The organism is Paenibacillus alginolyticus DSM 5050 = NBRC 15375, from assembly GCF_000422905.1.
GTDB lineage: Bacteria > Bacillota > Bacilli > Paenibacillales > NBRC-103111 > Paenibacillus_E > Paenibacillus_E alginolyticus.
Window position 1 is genome coordinate 15,402 of sequence record NZ_AUGY01000079.1, and the last position, 23,309, is coordinate 38,710.

Here is a 23,309-nt window from a genome sequence, read left to right on the forward strand (position 1 = left end):
TACCCTGGAGTCGTTAGAGATTTGCAAGTAATAGTTGCACTTTTCACAGATCCTATGAAAGAATAAGGGAAGCATACTTCCGCCTAAGGAGGCGTTGTCATGGTGTTTAAGCATCGATCCCGTTATATACACGTCGGCAAAATGGGGGACATCCGGCCGACTGTCAATCTGGCCAACCACATCACCGTACCGGTCGGTATGGTTTGGGGGCCGCGTACGATACCGGATTACCAGCTTGTTTATATCATTCATGGAAGCGCAACCATGGAATATGCCGGTCGGAAGCTGGAGCTTCGACCTGGGCATTGTATTTTTTACGGATCGCATACACCGCATCGTCTTGCCGCTTCGCCTCTGGCCCCCCTCACGATAGCAAGCGTGCACTTCCGATTTGACGCTCAAAGCCCGGAGCCGGTTTCGCCTCACCCCTATTTGAAGGCATGCCCCGAAAGCGACCTTCAGCTCCCTGCCGTCACTTATACCATTGAGGTGGAAGGGATCGGCGATCTGGAGCTTTGGCCCTTGTTTGACGTGAAAGGAGTTGAAGGATTGTTTATCCGTATGGCAAAAGAGTTTTTGCATCAAGACCCCGGCTTCGAGGCAATTTTGCGCGGGTACTTGATTCAATTGCTCGGAACGCTGATCCGGTTTCAGCTCGACAAGCGGTTCCGTGCCGCCAATGAAAGCAGCAAAATCGCTATAGCCGTAGAAGCGATCCGAAACCGTCCGACCTACGCCTGGTCCATTTCCGAGTTGGCCGCGATTGTCGGCTACCACCCTACCTACTTCGCAGAGCTGTTTCGTGAAGCGACGGGCTATGCACCCAAGCATTTCCTCGTAATGGAACGGATAAAGCAAGCACAGCTCCTGCTGCTTCAAGAAAAATCGGTCGAAGCTGTAGCCGAGAAGCTAGGCTATTCCAGCGTACATTACTTCTCCCGCAACTTCAAAGCAGTAACTGGCCGGACCCCGAGCGAGTTCAAGCTGCACAATCAAGAATTCTAAAGCGGAGACGAGCCCGAGCTTTATGTGGCGGACCGCCGCAACCATCGCATTCAGGTCTTTACGTTGGCAAGACGAAGTGTATTTGCCGGATTTGAATAGCCGGATCACGGTACTTGATAGTGAGGATCGATTGATTACGCATCTTGGGGAGGATCAGCAGGCTTATAAACAGCAGGGTTGGCCGAACTTACCCAAATCGTACTATCGTCCGGATAAGTTCAGCTCCCCGCACGGGGTTTGTGTCGACTCCCAAGGAAACGTCTACGTGGCGGAATGGATTTCCGACGGTCGCGTGACGAAGCTGGTTCGCCAGTCATAAGAAAGCGCCGCTTGACCGGTATATCCGGTTAAGCGGCGCTTTCTTTATTCCCCTAGGTAGAAGAGAGTGCATGGATTGGCCCGCACAGGACGTTTCCTGCTACTTCTTACGGCCTGCAAGCAGTTGTTCCTTCATCCAATGGTTCTGCACCAGCCCGTCGCCATCCCGCAGTAAAATCTCGTACAATCGGTGGCGCAGTTCGGTCACCGTTGCAGCATGATCCGGATGCCGGGCGATATTGCTCAATTCGTTCGGATCGGCCCGCATATCGTACAATTCATCCGTATCTGTCGGGTTCCATACGTACTTCCAGTCGCTTGTACGAATCATACGCTGTGAGTACAGGCCAAATTGTTGGCCGTTATATGTGGCAACAACGTGATCTCTCCATCCCTGCGGCTCATGCCCCTGCAATAGAGATAACAGGGACTCGCCATGCAGCGCAACCCCTATTCTTTCCGGACTTGGCGAACCGCTGGCCTCCAGCAGTGTCGGCGGAAGGTCGAGCATATTGTATACAAACTGATCACAGCGGCTGCCCGGCGCCACCATGCCGGGCCAACGGACGGCAAGCGGCACCTTTACAACATCCTCATACATCACGTAGTGCTTATCCATCATCCGGTGCCCTCCACACATATCGCCGTGATCGGCTGTAAACAACACGATGGTGTTATCGCTCAGCCCGGTTGCATCCAACTGCCGCAGCAGCTCGCCGATCGCATCGTCCAATTGACTGATAACCGCAAAATACCTTGAGACGATAGGGGCCCAATCGTCCCATGAGTAATCTTGAATATTCCAATTAAGAAGCTGCTGTGCTTGAATGTAAGGCTTGTCGATGAACGTATCGCCGAAGCTGGGCCATTCGTGCACCTGCTCAGGCGGATAGCGTTTTGCGAACGTGGCGGTCGGACGACAGGGCAAATGGGGCTCCCGAAAGTTCACGCGCAGAAGCCACGGAACGCCGGCATCGGAAGCCATCCGCCCTAAGAGCTCTGAGGCCATTGCAGCTGTCTGGTGCGTGCTTGAATGCTCGAGCGGAAGAGGATCGACCTCTCCCATATACCCTTGCGTATAAGCAAGATCCGGGTATTTCTCTTTTATCCAGCTTCTGTAATACTTATTGCTGTCGATGTATTCGTCAAAGCCGTACCGAGTAGGATCATGCTGCGGATGAACGTCCCACTTACCGATATAACTGCAGCGATAACCCGCTTCCTGCAGCGTTCTCGCCCACGAGTATGAGCTCGGCTCCAAAGAGGCGACCTTTAAGGCGATTGAGTGGTTCCACAAACCTCCGAACGTCTCCGGCCGCTGACCGCACACTAGCGATTGACGGGAGGGACCGCAAACCGGTATATGCGTGTAAGCATTCGTAAACCACATGCCCTCGGCTGCAAGTCTGTCGATATTTGGCGTCTCCACCGGTGCGCTGCGACTGTAGCCGATACAATCATACCGCAGCTGATCGGCCATGATTAACAAGATGTTAGGGCGGCTCATGACGGCTCTTTCCTCCCCGCTTGCCGGGCTGCCACCGCTTCGTCAAAACGTTCCTGTCGGGGATCGCTAAGCCACTCTTCCCAAGTTAAACCGTATTGCAGCAAGATCTCGTGAATCCGATTTTTGAATGGGAGCCCGAATCGGAGCTGCGTTTCCATCGGATCCGGACGTCCGTCCAGCACGTCGGCCACCCATGAATCCAGGCTGTGTTCCAATTCGTCGGCTAACGCCGTATTGGTCCCCGCAAGATTGATCGTTTCTCCCGGGTCTGTTCGCAAATTATAGAGCTCCCGAGAGGGACGGCGAAACGGTCCCGAATCGACTGTGCGGATTAATTTCATTTCCCTAGTCAAAATGCCTCGACTCGCCTGCCAAGCGCATTCGCTTAAGAATACGGTGTCACGGGTACCGTCCTCCTCTCCGCGAATACTCGGCCATAGGCTGCGGCCGTCCAGACCTTGTGGAGTCTGTAGGCCTGCCGCCTCCAATACCGTCGGCATCAAATCGGTCTGCTGCACCAACCCGCCAATTCTGCGGCCTGAGGGCAATCGTCCGGGCCATCGTAAAATCATAGGTATATGTACTGTTGTTTCATATAAGCCGCAATGATCCCAATAAATGTCGTGCTCCGTTAAGCTTTCCCCATGATCCCCGAACAGGACGAGCAAGGTATCGTCATACAATCCCTCCTGGACGAGTACTTGGTCCAGCTCGCGCAGCCTATCGTCCAAGTACCGGATCTCCGCATCATACAACGCATTGACGTACTCTGCGTCAGTTACCGGACCCAGGTGCTCGTAATGGTGGTGCTTAAAAAAAGGATAAGCCGCATGATTGTATGCAGCTTTCATGCTTGTATTCGACGGATCAAAGGGATCCCGTCCGGCTTCATAGAATTGTCTCGCATCCTGGCTCGGCGGCAAATACGGGGAATGCGTATCCCAGTAATGAAGAAATAAAAAGAAGTTCTCTTCCTTGTGTTCGTGAATCCAAGAGAATGCCAATTCGTTCACGGTTTGGCCGTCAATCTGCCGTTGCTTCCCAACCGAATTGATATAGTACCGGTACCCTCTGGCGAACCATTCCTTCAACTGATACAAGTTGTCGACCGCCGCAGTAGTATAGCCGCCGGACCGCAGCAGCGTCGGCAGCCATGACTCGGATTTGGGCAGCTGCATCAAGGGGGAACCGTGGGAGACGACACCCGTCCTCAGCCCCACCTTACCTGTAAAAATGCCGGTATGTGCGACCTCAGTCGGAATGTCGGTGGCATAGGCCCGTTCGAACAATACGCCTTCGGAAGCAATTCGATCGATATGGGGAGATGTCGGCTTCCCGTATCCGTAGCAGCCAAGTCGGGAGGCTCGGAGTGTATCCAGCGAAATGAATAAGATATTCAGACCGCGTCACTCCTTTCTAATCTAAGTGAAATGTAGTCCAACAGCATCGATACGTTGCTTTCTACATCTTGGGTATGCGTACGGATCACTATATCGGGATGCTCAGGTAGTTCATAAGGGTCGCCGATTCCTGTAAAATGCGGAATTTCCGCCTTTCTTGCTTTGGCGTACAGTCCTTTCACATCGCGCCGCTCGCATTCGCTCAAGGGGCAGTCCACAAAAACTTCCACAAAGCCCGGCAGCTCTCTTCGCGCCAATTCCCGCATTTCCCGGTACGGTGTAATGGCCGAAACCATGACGATCACCCCGTTGCGGGCTAGCAGCTTGCTGATGTAAATGATGCGGCTGATGTTTTCAAGCCGATCCTCACGGCTGAAACCCAGTCCTCGGGAGATGATGCTGCGCAGCTCATCCCCATCGAGCAGCTCAACACGCGCTCCCGAAGCCCTGAGCGGTTCGAGCAGGGCACGGGCGGTCGTCGTCTTACCCGCGCCCGACAATCCTGTAAACCAAAGTATAAGCCCTGTATTATCGTTGTTCATGAACCTTCCTCCTCCGGATCGGCTCTCCATGATGGCACTACTCCACCTCAACCACAGCCCCACCGGACTCGTGTGAGCGAATGGCCGCTTCGATAATCTTTTGCACGGCTAAACCGTCCTCACCCGATGCCGATATTTGATCAGGGAGGACGCCGTCCCTTACTTCTCTAATGAATGCACCGAGCCGCAACCGAAACGTATCGTCGAACCCTCGCATCCCCGTCATGATGGAGTTGCGGTACACCCGCAGTTCTTCCTCCCGGTGAGGATAGAGCGTTGCCGATTCGTACACGTTATCTAGTACGAATCGGCCCTTATCTCCCGCAACTTCGCAGCCTTCGATGGAATGCCATCCGAAAATATCATAGCTGCCGGTCAAATGCCCGACCGCTCCGGATGCAAATTCGAGATTGATCGATGCCGTCGACCAGACGGACCGTCCAGGCGACTTCGTCAAAAATGCCTGCACTCTCCTTACCTCTCCTCCAAAGTAACGAACGACGTCAAACGAGTGCGGATGAAGCGCACGAAGATGTATCCAAGGCGTTGACTCGTTAGGATTGCCGATCGTCAATCGCATATTGATGTACAGTGGCGTTCCGATGTCGCCCGCTTCCATCCATTGCTTTGCTTTTTTGGCGGCAGGCGTGAAGCGGTGATTTAAATTGCATCCCAAGCGGACGCCCCTTTCCTTCGCGAATCGAACCATTTCCCTCGCCTCACCAATGTCGTTCGAGATCGGCTTCTCGACAAGCACATCCTTCCCCGCTGCAATGGCCGCCATGACAGGCTCCAAATGGTGAGACCCGTTCTCCTTGCCCCCTGTCGCAACGCTGACGATATCGATTGGTTCACGCTCCAGCAGCGTCGCCACATCATAATAAGCACGCACCCCAAGCTGCGCTGCAACCGAATCGGCTAGCTCCCGGTTCAGATCGCATACTGCCACAAGCTCTGCATCTGGATGCTCAGCATACGTACGGCAGTGAATACGTCCGATATGATTCACACCGATAACGGCAACCTTTACCATCCTGTCACATCTCCTCTCTCCATAAAATGAGGAAGAGAGGAACGACGGTTCCCGTACATTCCTTTCTCTTCCGTTCCTCTATACCAGTCCCGTCACATCTTAGACGGAGGTTTCTTCTTCCGATCTTTCTTCTACTTCCTCAGCTTCGGCCGCATTGACCGTTTCATCCGCATCCTTCGCCTTCGCCTGCAGCTTTCTCGCCGTGACGGACGAACCGATATGCAGCGAATCGTAAGCCTGCTGCGATGATTCGAACGGCCCGCCCCCAAGGCCATGCCAGTTCAGATTTACGGCGATAGGATTGATTCTGCCGGTTGCCTCTTCCCTTCGCTCGATGTGCGCTTCCATGCGCGACTGCAGCAGAGCCACGACTTCCGGCTCGTCAGATGCAACGTTATGCAGCTCCTCCGGGTCGCGGACCAGATTATAGAGCTCCAAGGCCGGCTTAAAGTGGAAATCCGGCTCCAAGGCCACGATCAGCTTCCATTCCGGCGTACGCCAGCCATGCTTCCGCATCCAAGTGCACTCCGTTATATACATCTCACTTTCAGGCACCCGTTCTTCTCCCCGGACCAGCGGCAGGAGACTGCGACCATTAAAAGCGATGCCGCTGTCGATACCGAGCAATTCAAGGACAGTCGGCATCACGTCCTTAATTTGCGAGAAGCTGGAGATGCGCCGCCCTGCAGGGAGCTTTCCCGGATATCTTAGGATGAGTGGAATTCGTAAGTTCGTCTCATACAGTCCATGATGGTCGTAGTAGCAATCGTGTTCGTTCAGCGTCTCTCCGTGGTCGGAAGTGATGACGACAAGGGTCTCTTCTTCAATTCCCAGCTTTTCCAAAGCCGTGAAGATCGATTGTATGCCTGCATCCATGTAGGCGATTGCCCCGTCATACTGGGCGTCGACATATTCGCTGTCGGTGCAGCCCTCCGGAATCCAAGAGTGGAAATAGTCGACGAAGGGTTTGAATGCATAAAGGCCATCGAGTGAATGATTGCTCGGATCTTTTTCGTCCCCGTCATAAAACATTCGTTCAAAAGGCTGCGGGGGCAAATAAGGGGAATGCGGGTCCATGTGCCGCAGGAAAAGGAAGAACGGCTTGTCATCATCCGCAAGACGCTTCAATTCCGGGATCGCGACACGATTCAGGTTTTCCGCTTTCGGACTGCGTCCCGTTTCGTCCGCGCCCCACCCTTCATAGTCCATGTAATTCTGGAATCCTCGTGCTGACGGATTTCCGGTGAAGCCGATGCAAGTCGTATTATAGCCTTCCCCTTCAAGCACCTCGGCGAGTGCCTTCACATGATCGCCGACCGGCCCGCCATGACGTAAGGCGACAACATCCGTTCCGAAGCAATCCATACCTGTGAGCATGGAAGCATATCCGGGCGTCGTAGGAATACTAGGCGAGAAGTGCTGCTCAAACAGCACGCCTCCTTTGCTATACTGGTCTATGTGGGGAGTCGTCAAGCGATGATAGCCGTAAGCGCTCATATGGTCACGCCGCAAGCTGTCGATACCGAGCAGCAGCAAATTCGGTTTTTTGTTGGATTTGGACATTGTGAATCCCTCCGTCTGATTCCGAGTGTTTATTATCGGGCACCGAGCGAACGCAGCACAGCATTCAAGTAGCCATAGCTTTCAGCTGCGACGGCGGTCGCCTGAGCCAACGAATGTCCGTTGGCACCGATCACTTCAAGACAAACTGGGCCATCATAACCGCTTTCGGCCAGCACTTTGCAATATCCGATCAAATCGATATCGCCGCGTCCGCAAGCCTGCGCTTCGATCGGTCCCGGACCTGCCTGCCGTCCTTTACAATCCCGAATATGGATATGTCGGACGCGCCCGATAACTTGCGGGAGAGCTTCTTCCGGATTTTCGTTCGCACGATAAATGTGGCTCGGGTCCATATCGATACCGAAAGATGCGTTTGCAATGGCATCTATGGCACGGAGCGTCGTCGGCGTATTGTAAATCGAGCCGCCGACATGCGCTTTCACGCAAAGCGTAACTCCATACTGCTCGGCCAGTCCTGCCATCCTTGTCAGCTTGTCGATGGTGGAGAGCAAATCGTCTTCTACATCCGACTTACCGCCGGGACCCACATTCACGACAGGAATGTCGAGCGCATTTGCTGCCGCAAAAGCCTTGCCAAGACGTTCCTCGTCCAGTGCCGCCACCTCCATCGACAGCAGCTGCAGCCCGTTTTCCTCAACGATACGTCGAAGCTCCGGCGCCTGTTCCTCCCAATGATCCAGCTCCAAGTGTTCGCACATCCCCTTGATGGCGGACAGCTCCACGCCGTCGTAACCGCTCATTTTGATGTGCTTGGCCGCCGTAGCAAAATCAAACTCCTTGAACAAAACGGAATTAATACCTAATCGAATCATGAAGGTTGCCTCCTCATATTAAAGTTCGACGATCGTCGATGTTTCGAAAGAACGGATGGCCGCTTCAATTAGATATTGAGCCTTAAGCGCATCCTCGCCAGAGCCGTTAATTTGATTGTAGGCGGTGCCTGCATCCAGCTGTTCGATCCAATGGCTGATTCGGCTCTTGAACGTTTCATTGAAGTGGCGCATCCCGCCCAGATAGCTGTAACTCTCGGTCTCTATGCTCCATCGAGGATAAAAGGTTAGCTCCTCACAGGCATCCTCCAGCACGAATCGGCCGTTGGCCCCGGCCACCTCACATCTCTCCAATCCATAGCTAGCCCCCGCATCATAGCTCCCGACGAGATTGCCGATGGCGCCGTTCGCAAATTCCAGTATGATTTGGGTGTTGGACCAGATCGTCCGGCCTTCTCCCTTCATCATGAAGGCGCCCACCCGTTTCACATCCCCGCAGAAATAACGGATCACATCAAAGGAATGGGGATGCAGGGCGCGCAAATGAAACCACGGCGACGTCTCTACCGGGTTGTTGATCCACATTTTCATGTTGATCATATGGAGCTTTCCGAGCCGTCCCGATTCGATCCAATCTTTGGCCCGCTTCGCTGCCGGTGTGAACCGGTGATTCAGGTTTATACCATAAGGCACATGCTTCTCCTTCGCCAGCGCCACCATCCGTTCTCCTTCATCGATCCGGTTTGAAATCGGCTTCTCCCCAAGCACCGGAATGCCTGCAGCTAACAGTTCCATCGTAGGCTCATAATGTTCTCCGCCATTCTCTTCGCCTTTGGTTGCAACCGAACAGGCACCCAGCTGGATCCCGCTCTCCAGCATCTCACGAACACTATAGAATGCCCGACAGCCATATTTGTGCGCAGCGGCGTCTGCTTTCTCTTTGACGATATCGCAAACAGCTACCAGCTCGGTCTTCGCATGGTCTTTATACACACCTGCATGGATGCTTCCAATATTCCCCACGCCGACTACGCCCACTCGTAATGTCATTCTCCACCCCTCCTATTATCGAAACAGCCTCAAATGCTTGAACTTATTTATTAAAAGACGACTGTTGACATCCTGCATCCGTCGAACTTTAACCGTTTCGATCGCGGTATTGTCCTGGCGGGCAGCCTACTAAGCGCCGAAACAGCTGTGTGAAAAAAGCCGGATCTTCGTAACCGACGCGTTGGGCGACATGGATCACCTTATCGTCTCCTTCATCCAAGTACTGCTTCGCCCGATCAATCCGAATCTGATGGATGCGCTCCGTAACCGTTACCCCGGTCTCTTGCTTAAAAACCCGATTCAGCTGCCTGGAGCTGATGTTGAACATTTCGCAAAGGGTGGTGATGGCCAGCTTCTTGTCAAAGTGACGCTCCAGAAAACCCGTTATTCGACGCACAAGCAGTGAATGCTCCGAGGCGACACGGGGCGACCTCTTCTTCACATTCGACGAAGTGCCGTAATAGCGAGATAACACAATGAGGAGCTGCAGCATCTGAAGCTTGATCACAGTAAGATAACCGGATCTGCGGTTTTCCCATTCCGCCATAATACTCTCCATCAGCTGAAGCACGCGCCCCGCCGCCGCACTGTGTAAATTCAAACGGTGGTGGAAGCGTTCTCTTTTATCCAGAAAAGGGTGAACGTAGAAGTAGTCCATCGATTGGGATACCCCGAGCTCCTTCAACAGCGATTCATGGATAAGCTCCGGCGTAAACAGACAATTGATTATTTCGATCCGTTCTCCCGGTAATGTCCGATAGGTATGTACCTCGCCGGGATTAATGATGAACACGTCTCCCGCCTTGATGGGATAAGCCTCGCCTTCAAATACATGATCGGCATTTCCGCTAACAAGATACACGAGTTCAATGAAATCATGCGAATGATCCGTAGGCATATTGTGATCGTCATGAAAGCACCGGGTCATCGCAAAAGGAATATTGGCATCGTTCATGAACTGGCTTCGCCGCAGTTGATTGACCATGGTCATCGCCTCTATTCCACAGGGTAGGCCATCGTTGTAAAAAGAGCTAACGCCTCCTGCGTCGTATCCAATCGACTGTGCTGCACTATGATAGGCACGCTGCTAGCTACCTCAATGGCGTAAGGGACGCCGATCGGGACCGGATTGCCTTCCGAATCTTTCAACCGATCCAGTCGGATATGGTGGGTGCGCCTAGCATGGCAAGCCGCCCGAAACCGATCCATCGGCTCCCGATCCTCGAAATAGAAGGTGAGGCGGATATCCGCATCCTCATTCCCCACATTCAGTACGCATACGGCTTCGTGACTGATCTGCTCTCCCGTGCTTTTCGGGGGTAGAAACCCGTCCGGGATGAGCCAGGTTATTTTTCCGATCATAAGCATTCCTCTTTTCCTTGAAGATGATAAGGATGGCGTTGAACTCGTGTCCTTGGCACCATCCCCTGCTTCTATACCAATCATAGACCCCACTACCGCTTGATTTCATCGCGGTTTGCGCCAACTTCAATGGCGATTCCGCCTTGACTTAGCTTACATACCTCGTCAGCCTCACTGCTCCGGCAATTGGATGACGTTAATAAATTTTCGCTGGAGCATTTGCGTATATTCTGCTGGTGTTTGCGCATCCGTGATGAGATGGTGAATTTGGTTCCAACCGCTTATCATAGTGAAAGCCTGAACGTCGAATTTACTGTAATCGGCAAGCAGATACACTTCCTCCGCCATACCGACCATCTTGCGTTTAATCCGGGCTTGCAGCTCGTTGGATTCACTGATGCCGCGCTCCATATGAACACCCTTGCAAGAAATGAACGCTTTATTCACGTGATATTCCTCAAGCGCCTGCTCGGCCAATGGGCCCAAAAACGAGAGCGAGTTTGAAACCAAAATCCCTCCGGTGTTAATTACCGTCACGTTTTTCTTCTCGCTGAGTACAAAGGTCACTTTCAGCGAGTTGGTCAATACCGTCAGTGGAATGTCCGGTAGATGAGACGCCATATGCCAAGCGGTTGTACTTGCATCGAGCACGATTCTGTCGTTCGGGGCAACATATTTGACGGCCTCGGCCGAGATGCGCTGTTTTTCGGTAACGTGAATCGCCTCACGAAGCTGATAAGATGTCTCCGTAGTCTGCGGTTGAATCCGCATAGCTCCACCATAGCTTCGCATCAATCTGCCCTCGCTCTCGAGCCGGCCCAGGTCGCGTCGGATCGTTTCTTCGGTAACTTTGCAAAGCTGGCTAAGCTCGGTAACGCGTATGCTTCCCTTTTCATTCACCAGCCGGAGAATGTGCTGGTATCGTTCCGCAACTATCATGTGCGATCACCCTCTTTCTTTTCGCGTCCTGCCGTGCCGCACCGACAGTTTACCGAGCGACTATGGCTTCGCTGTGAGCTTTCTGCCCTTCTCCCCGATCCGCCGGTGTGAGAACACAAACGCGGTCAAGAGTATCGCTACCGCACCTTCAAGCGCAAGGATCCATCCGTAGGATGAGTTGATTACGCCGAATAAAGCCGGAATCCCCCTGCTCAATACGAGCAGCCAAAGCTGGCATGCAAGCAACAAAGCTGAACCCGGCAGCAATTTCCCAGCCAATGCACATTTTTTCAAGACATACTGGCTGTAAAAGACATAGGAGAGCCACCCGACTCCTGCCAAGAGAAACATCATATTGTCAATAGCTTTCCAAGCGTACGGATTTACCTTTAAGATGACCATCATGGTGACGACCAGCATTCGAAGCTCCCACCAGTTATAGAGCGCGAGCAGCGAGAAGACGATCGTAAGCGCGAATGAGATTAGCGTCGCCCTAGCTTTTTTCTGCTGCTCATCGTGGAAAGGGTTCATTCGCCGACGTCCTCCATTCCCGATCCAATCTGTTCAATGATCTCAAAGCATGCTTCCGCGTTTCTTCGTTCTCTACGAAACGGGTGCGGCGGACATACTCGCTCAATCGCGCAAGCCGGCGCAAATAAGATTTTCTGGCAGCCCTGTGCACTCGCCCCAATTGATCCTCCTTACCGGTTTCCCGCAGCCGAATCATCCGCCGGACGTAGTGCTCCGACCAAGCCTGGGGAATATCTCCAGTCGAAGTGATCGCTTCTAAATCGCGATGCTTGGCAAAGACCATTTTGTCGACCAGCATGCGGGTGTACCACATCGAGGCCAGACAAATAATCGCTAACGCAATCAAAAAAAGGATCAGCTGTACGAAGATGCTCATCATGAGACGGATGCCCCCCTCAGCTCCAGCTCGCCGGCAAAATGGCATGCCGCATAATGGCCCTCCGCTACTTGCTTCATCTCCGGCGCCTCCTTCCGGCACACATCTTGAGCATAAGGACAGCGTGGGTGGAAATAACAGCCGGATGGAGGGTTGGCCGGGTTGGCTACCTCGCCCGACAATATAATCCGATTCGATTTCTTCCGTGGATCCGGTATAGGCTTGGCAGAAAGCAGCGCCTCGGTGTAGGGGTGTTTAGGCGACGCGAACAAATCTTTTGTGGAAGCCGTTTCGACCATCTTGCCTACGTACATGACCCCCACTCGATTCGAAATGTGCTGGATAACACCGAGATCGTGAGAGATGAATAAATAGCTCAAGTGGAGCTTCTCCTGCAAGTCCTGCAGCAGATTGATGATCTGGGCTTGAACCGACACGTCCAGCGCCGACACCGCCTCATCGCATACGATAAACTTCGGGTCCGTGGCAAGCGCACGAGCGATGCCGATCCGCTGTCGCTGTCCCCCGCTGAACGCGTGAGGGTACCGCTCTAGGTGGCGGCTGTTCAGTCCGACAAGTTCCATCAGCTGCTTGACACGATCCACCAGGGCCTGACCGCTCAACAGCCCGTTACAGACTAAAGGCTCAGCGATAATGTTCAACACCGTCATACGCGGATTAAGCGACGAATAAGGATCTTGGAAAATCAGCTGCATATCGCGACGAATGGCGCGCAAGTCGCTCGTTTCCATCTTGAGCACATCGCGAACGCTCCCCTGCCGATCGCGGAACAGCACCGAGCCGGATGAAGGCTCGATTGCGCGAAGCGTGCATCGTCCGAGCGTCGTCTTGCCGCAGCCGGATTCGCCGACGAGCCCGAAGGTTTCACCCGGACGAATATAGAAATGTACATCGTCTACCGCCTTGACGTATCCGACAGTTTTTTGCAGGAACCCTTTTTTGATCGCAAAATATTTTTTCATGGATTGAACTTCCAGGACGAATTCCTCTTGGATGGCGTTCATGCCCTCACCTCCGGTTCGGTTGATTCCGTTTTCACCAGCAAGCAGCGGACATAATGTCCCTCCGCTGCTTCCACAAGCGGTACATCTGCTATGTTGCAGACGCCATCTACCGCCTGCTTGCAGCGCGAATAAAACCCGCAGCCCTTCGGTAAATTCATAGGGAACGGTACGGTGCCTTCAATCGACTCCAGCCTTTTGGTTTCACGTCCTATAGCGGGAATCGAATTGAGCAGCGCCCTCGTGTACGGATGCTTCGGACCGTGAAAAAGCGTATCCACATCCGTGTACTCGACTACCTTGCCCAAATACATGACGGCAACGTCATCGGACATTTCGGCTATGACGCCAAGATCGTGCGTAATGAAAATAACGGACGTTTCATTGTTCGCCTTTAAGTCGTTGATCAGTTGAAGCACTTGCGCCTGTACCGTGACATCCAATGCGGTTGTCGGTTCGTCGGCGATCAGAATGGACGGATTGCAGGACAGCGCCATGGCGATCATGGCTCGCTGCCTCATGCCTCCGGACAGCTGGTGCGGGTATTCGCCCATGCGCTGCTCCGGATTGGACATGCCGACCTTTCGCAGAATCTCTACTCCGAGTCGATACGCCTCCTCTTTATCCTGTGTCGCATGAAGCAGAATCGCCTCCATAATTTGATTACCTATGGTATGAATCGGCGAGAAAGCCTTCATCGGCTCTTGGAAAATCATGGCGATCTCTCCGCCCCGGATATCCCGTACTTCTTTACCCCGAGGATCCAGCTGGATCAGATCGATTCCCTCCTCCTTCCCTTTTCCGGAGCGATACAGCATAATCTCTCCCTCCACTTCACCGGGCTTTGGAACGATACGGAGAAGCGCTTGCGAGGTAACGCTCTTGCCGCAGCCGCTCTCGCCGACGATACCGAGTGTCTTCCCGCGCTTGATCCGCAAATCGATGCCGTCGACCGCCTTCAGCACACCCTCGTCCAGATGGAAATGCACCTTCACGTCTTTCATTTCCAATATGACTTCATCCTGCCGTGCCATCGCTTCGCCTCCTTACTTGTAAGGATCTGCGGCATCCCGCAATCCGTCGCCGAGAAAATTGAACATAAGTACGGTTAGTATAATAAATACAGCCGGCCAGAGCAGCCAGGGATGATGGGCTAGCGTCTCCAGGTTCTGAGCATCTTGCAGCAGCACGCCCCAGCTAACCACTGGCGGCTGTAAACCGACACCGATATAGCTAAGCGCTGTTTCCCCCAGTATCGTACCTGGAATGGTTAAGCTTACGTTCACGATGATATAGCTGGCGAATGATGGAAGCAAATGCTTACGAATGATACGAATGTCGCTTGCACCGGCCAGTCGGGCAGCCATCGTAAAGTCCTCTTCGCGCAGAGACAAAATTTTACCGCGTACGACACGGGCAAGTCCGGTCCAGCCGATAATCGAGAAAATGATAATGAGGCCAAAATACGTTTGCTCTGCCGACCAATTCTTGGGTAGAGCTGCCGATAACGCCATCCATAGAGGAATGGTCGGAATACAAATTAATAAATCGATGATCCGCTGAATGATCGTATCGGACACGCCGCCCAAATAGCCGGAAACGCCGCCAAGCACTAAGCCAAGGATGAGTGTAAGCACAATGCCCATCAGCCCGAACGACAATGAGATGCGGGCCCCGTAAATGATGCGGGAAAATAAATCGTGCCCCAGCTTATCCGTACCCATAAGGATGAGGGGATCTTTCGGATTTTGCAGCCCGAACAGATGAACGCTCATTGGGATGAAGCCCCACATTTTGTAAGGCTCGCCCGCCACGAAGAAATGAATTTCATACTTCTTCTCCGGGTCCGGTGCGAACGTACGCCGAAAGGTTTGTTCATCGACCTTCTCTGACATTCCGTACACGAACGGACGCAGCTGAAAACCGGATTTCGGATCGATGAAATGAATGCTCTGTGGCGGCGAGTTTTTGTACTCGGTAAATCGCGCCTCGGGTAAGTTAGGACTGACGAATTCACAGAGGACAGCCACCAAATAAAACAACAGCAGGATGATCGCCGAGGCCAGAGCAACCTTATGCTTTTTGAATTTCCACCACATCAGCTGCCACTGTGAAGCCACCTCATAGCTTTTTTCTTGGCTTTGTTGTTTTCTCCGCCGAAACGTTCTCGAGATTGTCGTGATGGTACTCATTCCGCCACACCTCCAAAGCGAATCCTTGGATCGACTAGGGCGAGTAAAATATCCGACAGTAGTGTGCCCAACACCGTCAACACGCTAAGGATCAGAAGGAAGCTGCCGCACAAATACATATCCTGGAACATAAGCGCTTTAAGCAGCATAGGTCCTGTTGTCTGCAGATTCAGTACGATAGCGACAATTGCTTCACCGGAAATAAGTGCCGGAAGCGTCCAGCCAATGGTACTGATAAGCGGATTGATAGCCATGCGGACGGGATATTTAAACAATAGCTTATTTTCAGTGACCCCTTTTGCCCGTGCGGTAATGACATATTGCTTCGACAGCTCGTCGAGCAGCATCCCCCGCGTCACGCGGATCAGGGAGGCGGTTCCGGACATACCGATCACAATTACCGGCAGAACAAGCCTCGGCAGCATATTCATAACCTTCGCCATACTCCATGGCGCGTCTACGAAATCAGGTGAGAACAGTCCTGTGAGAGCTACACCGGTCTGGGAAAAAATAAAATAAATCAGCAATAAAGCAATAAGAAAGCCTGGCATCGCCAAGCCGATGAAGCCGAAGAAAGTAAAGACGTAGTCCAGTAATGAATATTGATGCGTTGCAGAATAGATCCCAATCGGTATAGCGACTATCCAGACAAAAATAAGTGAAATAAGCGATATGACCAGGGTCAGAGACAGCCTAGGGCCGATGACGTCGGCGACCGGCATGTTATACTGGAACGAACGGCCGAAATCGCCGTGCAGCACAATATTTTTGACCCATATTATATATTGCATGTACATCGGTTTATCGAGCCCGTACTGCATTTGCAAACTCGCAATCGTACCTTCCGATACGGCCGTGCCTGAATTTTTCAGCTGCGCCACGTATTGATCGAGGAAATTCCCCGGCGGCAGTTGAATGATGACGAACACAATAATGCTTATGGCAATCAATAGCGGGATCAGTTGCAGAACCCGATAAGTAATATAATTAGCCATGCAGTGCCTCCTTCCATGGATGCCGGTAATAAGAATACGAACCCGGGAGCCCGGGCGACGTGATTCGGCCAGGCTCCTCGGGTACATGCTTTTCAATTATTTGCCAAAAAAGAATTGCTCGCCGCTAAAGTTGGTTGCGATGGCGAATGCAGCATCGCTCGGAATGTTATGCAGCTTGGCATTGACAATAATCGGCTGCTTCACATCGGCGATGTGGACGAAATAATACATGTTATCCTTCAGCTCCGACTTCACCTGCTCAATCAGTTTCTTCGCATCGTCCGGTTTGGCCGCAGCCGCTTGATCGATAAGCGAATAAAACTTTTTGACATTTTCCGGTGGTTCTTTGCCTTTCTTGCCGCCTGACGTCTTCCAGTCGTTCCATGCTGGTGCCCATTGACCAAGCCCCCAGTCACCCATATACCAAAGTGGCGTATGTGTCCAAATCATCGAGGCTTGCAGCTGATTGTCGGTGTTTTTCGTGTTCCACAGTTTTTGATCGATCGTTTTCATCGTGACATCTAAACCAAGCTGCTTCCACATTTCCACGATAAGCTGTGTAAGTGGAACTATATCCGGCGCCTGCGCACCGACTTCAAAAGGAATCGTGAAGGTCTTGCCATTTAGACCGAGCCGCTTGCCGTCCGGGCCTTTTTTCATCCCCATATCGTCAAGCAGTTGGTTTGCCTGTGCCAGATCAAATGTATTGTCCTCAATCGTACCCGGCTTGGCAAAGCCGTAATAAATGGTGCTGATGATTTCCTTGCGGTTTAACGCAAGATTCAGCGCTTTTCGGAAGCGGACGTCTTGAACGACCTTTTGCCAATTGGCATCATCATAAGTCTGGTTTAAGAAGACGTCCGTCGGCGTAACGTGCATGCTGGCAAGGTTAGCCTTGTAGCCGTTTTTCTCGTTTTCTTTGTATAGCGGCATCTTGATCAGCGCAGCCGACTCCCGAGAGAAATCCACTTCCCCAGCAATTGTCTTGAGCCCTACCATCTCGATGTCCTGCACAAGAGAGCTTTGAATCGTATCGATATACGGCAACTGGTTTCCTGCGGGATCGACCTTAAAGTAATACGGATTGCGTTCGTACGTTGTCACGGAATCGGTATGCTTCGTCTGAATCCAAGGATACAGTACCGGGAATCCGAGCGCCTTTTTCTGATTGAGCTTCCAGTTCGTAATGTCCTTGTCGTTGAATAGATTAGCCCATTCACCTGGCTGGAAGCCGGCTTCTTTGATGATCGGCTCGAGCTTTTCCATCGGAGTATATTTCTTGTGGAACTGCTTCAAGTAATGGGCAGGCTTGATAAGCTCCGTATAACCCCGCCAGCCTTGAATAGCAAAACGAATCAGAATACCGCCGTATGGGCGGTCAAAAGTAAGCTTGAAGGTAAAATCGTCAATGACATCAAGCTTCAAGGGTGCACCCTCAGCGACACCGCCCCCCCGCAGCCAAACCGGATAAATCGGAGTCAGCTCGGGGTTATTCAAGAAATCCTCGACTGTAAAACGAACATCCTCTGTCGTTACGGGCTGACCGTTCGACCATTTCAAGCCTTTACGCATGGAGAAGGTAAACTCTTTCTGATCATCGCTTACTTTGTAATCCTTCAAGATATTCCCCGTGATTTCATCGCCCAGAATACCGGGAGTGTTAAGCAGCGGCTCATTATCCATGACGAATACGTCCGCATCCCAATCCACCACAGATGTAACCGTTCTCAAATTACCGCCGTAAGTGCCGATCTCATATTTCATCTGGTTAGCGGGTATTTCGTTTGAAACTTTGTAATCCGTTGGTAATCGGGTATTCAGTGCAGGAAGACCTTTGCCTTGGAAGTAGGGGGATTCTTTAAACTCTGTAATCTGTGCCGGGGGCGTTGTTCCTTGTCCTCCTCCTCCGGTTGGCTTAACGGCTTCTTTGGGCGGGTCTTTCTTCTGATCTGCTGTCGGGGCCGTGGTCGTCGGACTATCCGAGCAACCAGCCAATGCCAGGGTAAGTGTGAGAACGGAAACCAGGAGTACGGGGATCGACTTTCTCCTTGACTTCATTTACAACCCTCCAGTTCGTGTACTGCAGTTTTGGAGTTTTTTGGACTCATCCCCATTTTTATTCCGAAACCCCAAAAAATCAATCACTATTTTGCTACTTATTTGAATTTTTGCTAGATAAACGAAATCGTCTACCTCTTGACCAAATACGACAACATTTCCACAGTAACCGACTTATCGACATGTCCGAAACCGCTATGCGCAGTCTTGATTGACTAAGGTCATGTCTCATTCGTCAAAATATGAGTGAAAATCCCTCTTATTTTCTATCCTTTTAAAGACATATGAAAATTAAAACAGGCTTCCACTGCCACACAAACAAAAAAAGTCCCACACGGGACTTTTTGTTTTCGACATTTTGTAAGCGGATTCAAAATTGTGGAAGGAAAACTACATTTTCCTCAGCTGCTGCGGTGTCATACCGAACGACTGCTTGAACAATCGAAAAAACTGGGTTTTATCCGTGTAGCCTACACTCCGGCCGATCTCCACGACCGAATCCTGCGTTTCCAGCAGCTTTCGTTTGGCCTCCCTCAGTCTCAGCTGCTGCACGTATTCCGTAAAGGTAAAGCCGAAGCATTCCTTAAACACCTTGCTGATATAGTAAGGGGAGTAATAGCTTTGTTTGGCCAGATCCTGAAGAGTAATATGGCCTGCATAATGTTGTTCGATATAGGTTAATAACGAGGGCAGCATATCATATACATCTCGAAACTCTGAGGTTTTGAAATTGTCCTGCATAGTTCGAAACATCATTCCGAGCAAAATTGTTGCATACCCATGCAGCAGCATCCGGTAACCGCTTTTTTTTTCGATATATTCGCTCTGCATTGTTTCCAGTAGCTCTTCCAGCTCCATCATGGATTTTCCGCGAAATTTAACTTGAGGAACGGGTTTTACCAGCTGCTCGTGGAACTCCCGAAATAACTGCAGAGACAAGAAATTGTGCGTTGATTCCACGATCGAGAGCTGATCGGAAAGAAAATCCGGCTCGAATAAAATATTCATATACTCCATATTGGAATCCGTTTCGAAGCTGTGCGTATCGCCCACATTCATGAATAAAAGATCGCCCCGCTGCACTTCAAATGACTGCCCGTTGACTCGGTGGCACCCGGAAGCTGACCAAATGTACACCAACTCCATGAAGGTATGCATATGCTCGGGCTCGTACTTGTGATTCGTTTCCTTGAAAATGGCGATTTTCTCGTCTGGCGCAATCCAGTCAACCCCATGATATACTTTCATAGTTATCACTACTCCATTTCGTAATGGTCAGTTGGATAGACTCCGAGTATCACTTACTCACTATCATAGCATAGAAGCCGCTTTCATGCTGAAACTATTTATCTATTCAGATGATTCTGATTTTAGAAAAGTTATCCGAAATCTTAATTCAATCATACATTCATATATGCCTATTAGTAATGAGCACGGTATAATGCTACATATAATCTAGACAGCAAAAAAGGAGTTTCTTAGTTGTATGACAGGTCCAAGAAGGAAGTTCAGCCCAGAGGAAAAAGCCCGGTTGGTACTGGAAATTCTGAAAGAAGAAAAGACAGTATCACAGCTCGCAGCTGAAGAGGGTATACATACGAATGTCCTCAACCGGTGGAAACTAGAGGCGGTTCAAAACCTCTCACAATTGTTTGTCGATGATCGTAAAGGCATCACGAAAATGAAGCAAGACTACGAGCAGCAAATCGATGAACTCTACGGCGAGGTTGGCAGATTGACCACCCAATTGTCGTGGCTTAAAAAAAAATCTAGCCTCTAATCTGTCCCGAGAGGAACGAATCGATCTGTTGGAATGGAACTGCCCCGAACACGCTATCTTGGTGCAAGCGGATCTACTAAGCTTGAACCGCTCCAGCCTTTACTACAAACCGGTTCCTCCATCCTCGGAGGAGATTCGCCTCAAACACCGGATAGATGAGTTATACACGAAGCATCCGTTTATGGGATATCGAACAATAGCTTCTATTATGAATCGTGAGCATGATCGGATTCATGAAAATACGGTTCGGCGCTATATGCGTGAAATGGGAATCATGGCCATCTATCCAGGTCCGAATTTAAGCAAACGTGATCTTCAGCACAGGGTGTACCCGTATTTGCTGCGCAAATTAGCTATCACAGAGCCTGAACAGGTCTGGAGTGTTGATATCACCTATATTCGGATGAAGCAGGGTTGGATGTACTTATACGCCATTATAGACTGGTATTCACGTTATATCGTTGATTGGCAGCTTGATCAAAGCTTAGAGATTGGTTTTGTTCTTGAAACGATGAAAAGAGCACTAGCAAAGCGTAAGCCTGGTATTATTAACAGTGATCAAGGAAGCCACTTTACGAGTCCGCAGTATATCGATCTACTGAAAGAACACGACGTTCGCATCAGTATGGATGGTAAAGGTCGAGCAACAGACAATATTGCCATTGAACGCTTTTGGCGAAGTTTGAAGTACAATGAAATCTATCTGAACGATTACAACAGCCCGCGTGAGACCCGCAAAGGCATCAGCAGTTACATACATCTTCATAATCACTACTTGCCGCATCAGTCTCTGCAGAAACATACGCCAGTTGCTGTGTATAACCGTGAGGTTGTACTCTCATCCACATCTGAATAAGGGAGGAAGAGCCATTCCTCCCGCGCCTTCGCTTGAGCTCTGTCCGCCACCTGTGGACAACGTTTAACTGGAAATAATTATTCATATTCCCATCTCAGGGAGAAGATTAAAACCACTACACAGAAGTAGAATTTCATCCTTGTGAATCATTTCACACCTTAGCTATATTAAAATAACTGTCTTGACATCTTGTAGCACTATACGGTTTCAATCAAAACCCAGTGGTCATATTCTAAGTCACCAATTAAGCTCCAACTAATTTACATGAATATTCCAAATATTTATAGGTTCAATAGTTTTATTGAAAATCCTTTCTCGAAAAAACACTATTTTTGTCGTATTTTGGAATTGGTTTATTATTGTCAATCACAGAAAAAGGGAGTTTAATGTCATTGAAACATGACAAAAAACCACTCCCATAAAGTCTAAAAACCCTTGATTTATCTACGAAATCAATGATCCCATTTTAATGTCGCTTTACGGTATTTAATCAGATAATGTTCTTGTCACCCGTACCCCAATTATTGTGGACTATCAGCCCAATATCAAAACCGCGTAGCATCGGACCATTCGCGGTTTTTGTTGACTAACATAAATATTTTTTGTCTGCTAAACAACTTATTCTGAAAAGCAAACCCCCGAATCAAAGTGATTAGGGGGTTTGCTTTGATGTTTCATTTTTTTACTTTAATTGCAACAATCGTTCAAGAACTATAGCCATTTGTACGCGAGTAACGAAATCGGAGACAGCAAGATAGGATTTCCCCTTCTCATCCGATTTGCCACGAATAAGTCCCATATAAGCTACGGCAGCCCAGTCGTCATTCCCCGCAACTTTATCCGCAAAAGCATCCAACGATTTTTTGACGACATCGCTCATCTGTGGGTATTTACCGACAGCAATTAAAGAATTATTCAAAAGAACGGCCATCTGCGTACGCGTCAGCTTGGCGTTCGGATCAAGAACGCCTGCCGCGGAATCAACAGCCGCCGAAGCCGCCGATGACGTTGCTGCAGTGCCCTTGATCAAGACTTTGATCCATCTGTGGTTTCTTGCTTTCTCAAGCTTTTTCAAACTGGGTTATGTAGGCACATTTGTGTCATTAGACATTTGTTAAATAATGCATACAAATTAGATGACGACTGAGGTAAATGATCAAATCCTTCTTTCCTAAGGACGTTCTCTACATCTTTTGGAGCTATCTCTGCAAAAACAAATATTACACTCACGACAACTAATATCAAAAAGACTGTGCCACTAAGCATCTGTTTTGCATGTCTACTTTTAATCATATGGTTCTCCCATTCAAAATGTAAAAAGCACGATAGAATAGATGCATTACATTAAAAAATCATTCATTGATGGATATAAGCTCAGTACTAAGCCACGCTCTAGTTTCACTAAGTCTGCTTTTTGCATTTGCTATATCTTCTGGCTCCTTTACGATGAAAATAAAGTTCTAGTCTGAAAGAATTGATCTGACGGGGTTTATGAGGATTGAAAAATCGTCAAACTTCGAAAAATATGTATTAGACTTACTATAAAAACGAAACAGCGATGGACCAAGACCTGGAAAATAAAGTCTTAGACTGCCGCTGTCTTTGTTCAACTAACGTTCCCCGATAGCTGAACAGGCTGCCGAGCGGCAGCCTCCAAATTCTTAATAACCATAAAGTCATAAAATACATTTTCTATGCAAATAGAATCAGCTTTGTAAAGTGAAATATTTATTAAAAGGAAGGAGCAGGTGGTTCGTCTATTTTCATACGGAGTAAACTATAAGGCTTCTGCCGCAGGTCATTTCCATAATGAAATCTTGCCTGCCGATGTAATTGGTTCACGATGAAATATAAGTATTGATCTGGACCAATCGAAAAAGTATCCGGCCATAAAATTCTCGGATCATGTGCGATCGTTTCCATGATGCCATTCGGCAATATCTTTCGAATACTGTTGTTTTCGTAATCTCCAGCATAAAGGGTTCCTTT

The 23,309-nt window shown here is 50.1% G+C and carries 23 protein-coding genes and 1 pseudogene; 4 read left to right on the forward strand and 20 right to left on the reverse strand.

Translation table 11 applies throughout. The features are described 5' to 3' along the window. Nucleotides 1-99: 99 nt before the first annotated feature. From G519_RS0128520 to G519_RS0128525, 3 genes are read left to right on the forward strand one after another with little or no spacing between them, the layout of a single operon-like run. Nucleotides 100-1,005, forward strand: coding sequence for an AraC family transcriptional regulator (locus G519_RS0128520; RefSeq protein WP_029197579.1), 906 nt, complete (start codon nt 100-102; stop codon nt 1,003-1,005). Between the two features lie 24 nt (nt 1,006-1,029). Then, nucleotides 1,030-1,104, forward strand: coding sequence for a hypothetical protein (locus G519_RS53725; RefSeq protein ID WP_369073732.1), 75 nt, complete (start codon nt 1,030-1,032; stop codon nt 1,102-1,104). Continuing rightward, entirely contained in the window at nt 1,082-1,324 is a 243-nt protein-coding gene (locus G519_RS0128525; protein ID WP_369073733.1) for an NHL repeat-containing protein, read from the forward strand. The genes G519_RS53725 and G519_RS0128525 overlap by 23 nt, the downstream gene beginning before the upstream one ends. A gap of 99 nt (nt 1,325-1,423) precedes the next feature. Here the strand turns inward: G519_RS0128525 and G519_RS0128530 are convergent, their stop codons facing one another. The 18 genes from G519_RS0128530 to G519_RS0128615 all read right to left on the reverse strand — a co-directional run bounded on the left by G519_RS0128530 (nt 1,424) and on the right by G519_RS0128615 (nt 19,932). Then, complete coding sequence (locus G519_RS0128530) at nt 1,424-2,830, reverse strand: sulfatase-like hydrolase/transferase (RefSeq protein ID WP_029197581.1); 1,407 nt, start codon at nt 2,828-2,830, stop codon at nt 1,424-1,426. Beyond that, a complete protein-coding gene (locus G519_RS45010; RefSeq protein WP_084160387.1) occupies nt 2,827-4,230 on the reverse strand; it encodes a sulfatase family protein in 1,404 nt (467 codons plus the stop codon). The genes G519_RS0128530 and G519_RS45010 overlap by 4 nt, the downstream gene beginning before the upstream one ends. Further along, complete coding sequence (cysC, locus tag G519_RS0128540) at nt 4,227-4,802, reverse strand: adenylyl-sulfate kinase (protein WP_244280260.1); 576 nt, start codon at nt 4,800-4,802, stop codon at nt 4,227-4,229. Before cysC ends, G519_RS45010 begins: the two co-directional genes overlap by 4 nt. A 7-nt stretch (nt 4,803-4,809) precedes the next feature. Further along, complete coding sequence (locus G519_RS0128545) at nt 4,810-5,805, reverse strand: Gfo/Idh/MocA family protein (RefSeq protein ID WP_029197583.1); 996 nt, start codon at nt 5,803-5,805, stop codon at nt 4,810-4,812. A 99-nt stretch (nt 5,806-5,904) separates the two neighbouring features. Next, the gene (locus tag G519_RS45015) at nt 5,905-7,368 is read right to left on the reverse strand and encodes a sulfatase family protein (RefSeq protein WP_064743548.1); all 1,464 of its coding nucleotides are present in this window, start codon (nt 7,366-7,368) and stop codon (nt 5,905-5,907) included. 32 nt (nt 7,369-7,400) lie between these two features. Continuing rightward, on the reverse strand, nt 7,401-8,201 hold the full coding sequence (locus G519_RS0128555) for a sugar phosphate isomerase/epimerase family protein (RefSeq protein WP_029197584.1): 801 nt from the start codon (nt 8,199-8,201) through the stop codon (nt 7,401-7,403). Between the two features lie 18 nt (nt 8,202-8,219). Beyond that, nucleotides 8,220-9,209, reverse strand: a complete 990-nt coding sequence (locus tag G519_RS0128560; protein WP_029197585.1) for a Gfo/Idh/MocA family protein — start codon at nt 9,207-9,209, stop codon at nt 8,220-8,222. A gap of 88 nt (nt 9,210-9,297) precedes the next feature. Further along, nucleotides 9,298-10,194 carry an AraC family transcriptional regulator gene (locus G519_RS0128565; protein WP_029197586.1) on the reverse strand — a complete coding sequence of 299 codons (897 nt, stop codon included), beginning with the start codon at nt 10,192-10,194 and terminating at the stop codon, nt 9,298-9,300. An 11-nt stretch (nt 10,195-10,205) separates the two neighbouring features. Then, complete coding sequence (locus G519_RS0128570; RefSeq protein ID WP_029197587.1) at nt 10,206-10,571, reverse strand: sensory rhodopsin transducer; 366 nt, start codon at nt 10,569-10,571, stop codon at nt 10,206-10,208. 171 nt (nt 10,572-10,742) lie between these two features. After that, entirely contained in the window at nt 10,743-11,510 is a 768-nt protein-coding gene (locus tag G519_RS0128575) for a DeoR/GlpR family DNA-binding transcription regulator (RefSeq protein ID WP_029197588.1), read from the reverse strand. A 60-nt stretch (nt 11,511-11,570) separates the two neighbouring features. Further along, nucleotides 11,571-12,041, reverse strand: a complete 471-nt coding sequence (locus G519_RS0128580; RefSeq protein WP_029197589.1) for a hypothetical protein — start codon at nt 12,039-12,041, stop codon at nt 11,571-11,573. Further along, on the reverse strand, nt 12,022-12,417 hold the full coding sequence (locus G519_RS0128585) for a hypothetical protein (protein WP_127527996.1): 396 nt from the start codon (nt 12,415-12,417) through the stop codon (nt 12,022-12,024). The genes G519_RS0128580 and G519_RS0128585 overlap by 20 nt, the downstream gene beginning before the upstream one ends. Further along, a complete protein-coding gene (locus G519_RS0128590; protein WP_029197591.1) occupies nt 12,417-13,442 on the reverse strand; it encodes an ABC transporter ATP-binding protein in 1,026 nt (341 codons plus the stop codon). The genes G519_RS0128585 and G519_RS0128590 overlap by 1 nt, the downstream gene beginning before the upstream one ends. Further along, on the reverse strand, nt 13,439-14,473 hold the full coding sequence (locus tag G519_RS45020; RefSeq protein WP_036634061.1) for an ABC transporter ATP-binding protein: 1,035 nt from the start codon (nt 14,471-14,473) through the stop codon (nt 13,439-13,441). The genes G519_RS0128590 and G519_RS45020 overlap by 4 nt, the downstream gene beginning before the upstream one ends. A 12-nt stretch (nt 14,474-14,485) precedes the next feature. Next, complete coding sequence (locus G519_RS0128600) at nt 14,486-15,631, reverse strand: ABC transporter permease (protein WP_051253774.1); 1,146 nt, start codon at nt 15,629-15,631, stop codon at nt 14,486-14,488. Continuing rightward, complete coding sequence (locus G519_RS0128605; protein ID WP_029197593.1) at nt 15,628-16,626, reverse strand: ABC transporter permease; 999 nt, start codon at nt 16,624-16,626, stop codon at nt 15,628-15,630. Before G519_RS0128605 ends, G519_RS0128600 begins: the two co-directional genes overlap by 4 nt. 96 nt (nt 16,627-16,722) lie before the next feature. Beyond that, nucleotides 16,723-18,684 carry an ABC transporter substrate-binding protein gene (locus G519_RS0128610; protein ID WP_029197594.1) on the reverse strand — a complete coding sequence of 654 codons (1,962 nt, stop codon included), beginning with the start codon at nt 18,682-18,684 and terminating at the stop codon, nt 16,723-16,725. Between the two features lie 390 nt (nt 18,685-19,074). After that, nucleotides 19,075-19,932, reverse strand: coding sequence for an AraC family transcriptional regulator (locus G519_RS0128615; protein WP_029197595.1), 858 nt, complete (start codon nt 19,930-19,932; stop codon nt 19,075-19,077). A 238-nt stretch (nt 19,933-20,170) separates the two neighbouring features. Between G519_RS0128615 and G519_RS0128625 the strand changes: the two genes are divergently transcribed. Then, nucleotides 20,171-21,320 (forward strand): IS3 family transposase gene (locus G519_RS0128625; protein ID WP_154669623.1). Its coding sequence is split into 2 segments (ribosomal slippage): nt 20,171-20,445 and nt 20,444-21,320, totalling 1,152 coding nucleotides; the frame shifts between segments, so codons are not numbered across the junction. A gap of 682 nt (nt 21,321-22,002) precedes the next feature. Here the strand turns inward: G519_RS0128625 and G519_RS0128630 are convergent. Both G519_RS0128630 and G519_RS0128640 read right to left on the reverse strand, forming a co-directional pair. Continuing rightward, on the reverse strand, nt 22,003-22,350 hold the full coding sequence (locus G519_RS0128630) for a hypothetical protein (protein WP_036634067.1): 348 nt from the start codon (nt 22,348-22,350) through the stop codon (nt 22,003-22,005). Between the two features lie 701 nt (nt 22,351-23,051). Then, nucleotides 23,052-23,309, reverse strand: a pseudogene (locus G519_RS0128640) (L-dopachrome tautomerase-related protein); the annotation flags it as partial.

Excerpts from the sequence above, each read along its gene's own strand:
- G519_RS0128590 (WP_029197591.1), bottom strand. The coding sequence starts at position 13,442 with ATGAACGCCATCCAAGAGGAATTCGTCCTGGAAGTTCAATCCATGAAA.
- G519_RS0128575 (WP_029197588.1), bottom strand. The coding sequence starts at position 11,510 with ATGATAGTTGCGGAACGATACCAGCACATTCTCCGGCTGGTGAATGAA.
- G519_RS0128520 (WP_029197579.1), top strand. The coding sequence starts at position 100 with ATGGTGTTTAAGCATCGATCCCGTTATATACACGTCGGCAAAATGGGG.
- G519_RS0128600 (WP_051253774.1), bottom strand. The coding sequence starts at position 15,631 with ATGAGTACCATCACGACAATCTCGAGAACGTTTCGGCGGAGAAAACAA.
- G519_RS0128555 (WP_029197584.1), bottom strand. The coding sequence starts at position 8,201 with ATGATTCGATTAGGTATTAATTCCGTTTTGTTCAAGGAGTTTGATTTT.
- G519_RS0128530 (WP_029197581.1), bottom strand. The coding sequence starts at position 2,830 with ATGAGCCGCCCTAACATCTTGTTAATCATGGCCGATCAGCTGCGGTAT.
- G519_RS0128570 (WP_029197587.1), bottom strand. The coding sequence starts at position 10,571 with ATGATCGGAAAAATAACCTGGCTCATCCCGGACGGGTTTCTACCCCCG.
- G519_RS45020 (WP_036634061.1), bottom strand. The coding sequence starts at position 14,473 with ATGGCACGGCAGGATGAAGTCATATTGGAAATGAAAGACGTGAAGGTG.
- G519_RS0128580 (WP_029197589.1), bottom strand. The coding sequence starts at position 12,041 with ATGAACCCTTTCCACGATGAGCAGCAGAAAAAAGCTAGGGCGACGCTA.
- G519_RS0128545 (WP_029197583.1), bottom strand. The coding sequence starts at position 5,805 with ATGGTAAAGGTTGCCGTTATCGGTGTGAATCATATCGGACGTATTCAC.
- cysC (WP_244280260.1), bottom strand. The coding sequence starts at position 4,802 with ATGGAGAGCCGATCCGGAGGAGGAAGGTTCATGAACAACGATAATACA.
- G519_RS0128560 (WP_029197585.1), bottom strand. The coding sequence starts at position 9,209 with ATGACATTACGAGTGGGCGTAGTCGGCGTGGGGAATATTGGAAGCATC.
- G519_RS0128610 (WP_029197594.1), bottom strand. The coding sequence starts at position 18,684 with ATGAAGTCAAGGAGAAAGTCGATCCCCGTACTCCTGGTTTCCGTTCTC.
- G519_RS45015 (WP_064743548.1), bottom strand. The coding sequence starts at position 7,368 with ATGTCCAAATCCAACAAAAAACCGAATTTGCTGCTGCTCGGTATCGAC.
- G519_RS0128615 (WP_029197595.1), bottom strand. The coding sequence starts at position 19,932 with ATGAAAGTATATCATGGGGTTGACTGGATTGCGCCAGACGAGAAAATC.
- G519_RS0128565 (WP_029197586.1), bottom strand. The coding sequence starts at position 10,194 with ATGGTCAATCAACTGCGGCGAAGCCAGTTCATGAACGATGCCAATATT.
- G519_RS0128605 (WP_029197593.1), bottom strand. The coding sequence starts at position 16,626 with ATGGCTAATTATATTACTTATCGGGTTCTGCAACTGATCCCGCTATTG.
- G519_RS0128585 (WP_127527996.1), bottom strand. The coding sequence starts at position 12,417 with ATGAGCATCTTCGTACAGCTGATCCTTTTTTTGATTGCGTTAGCGATT.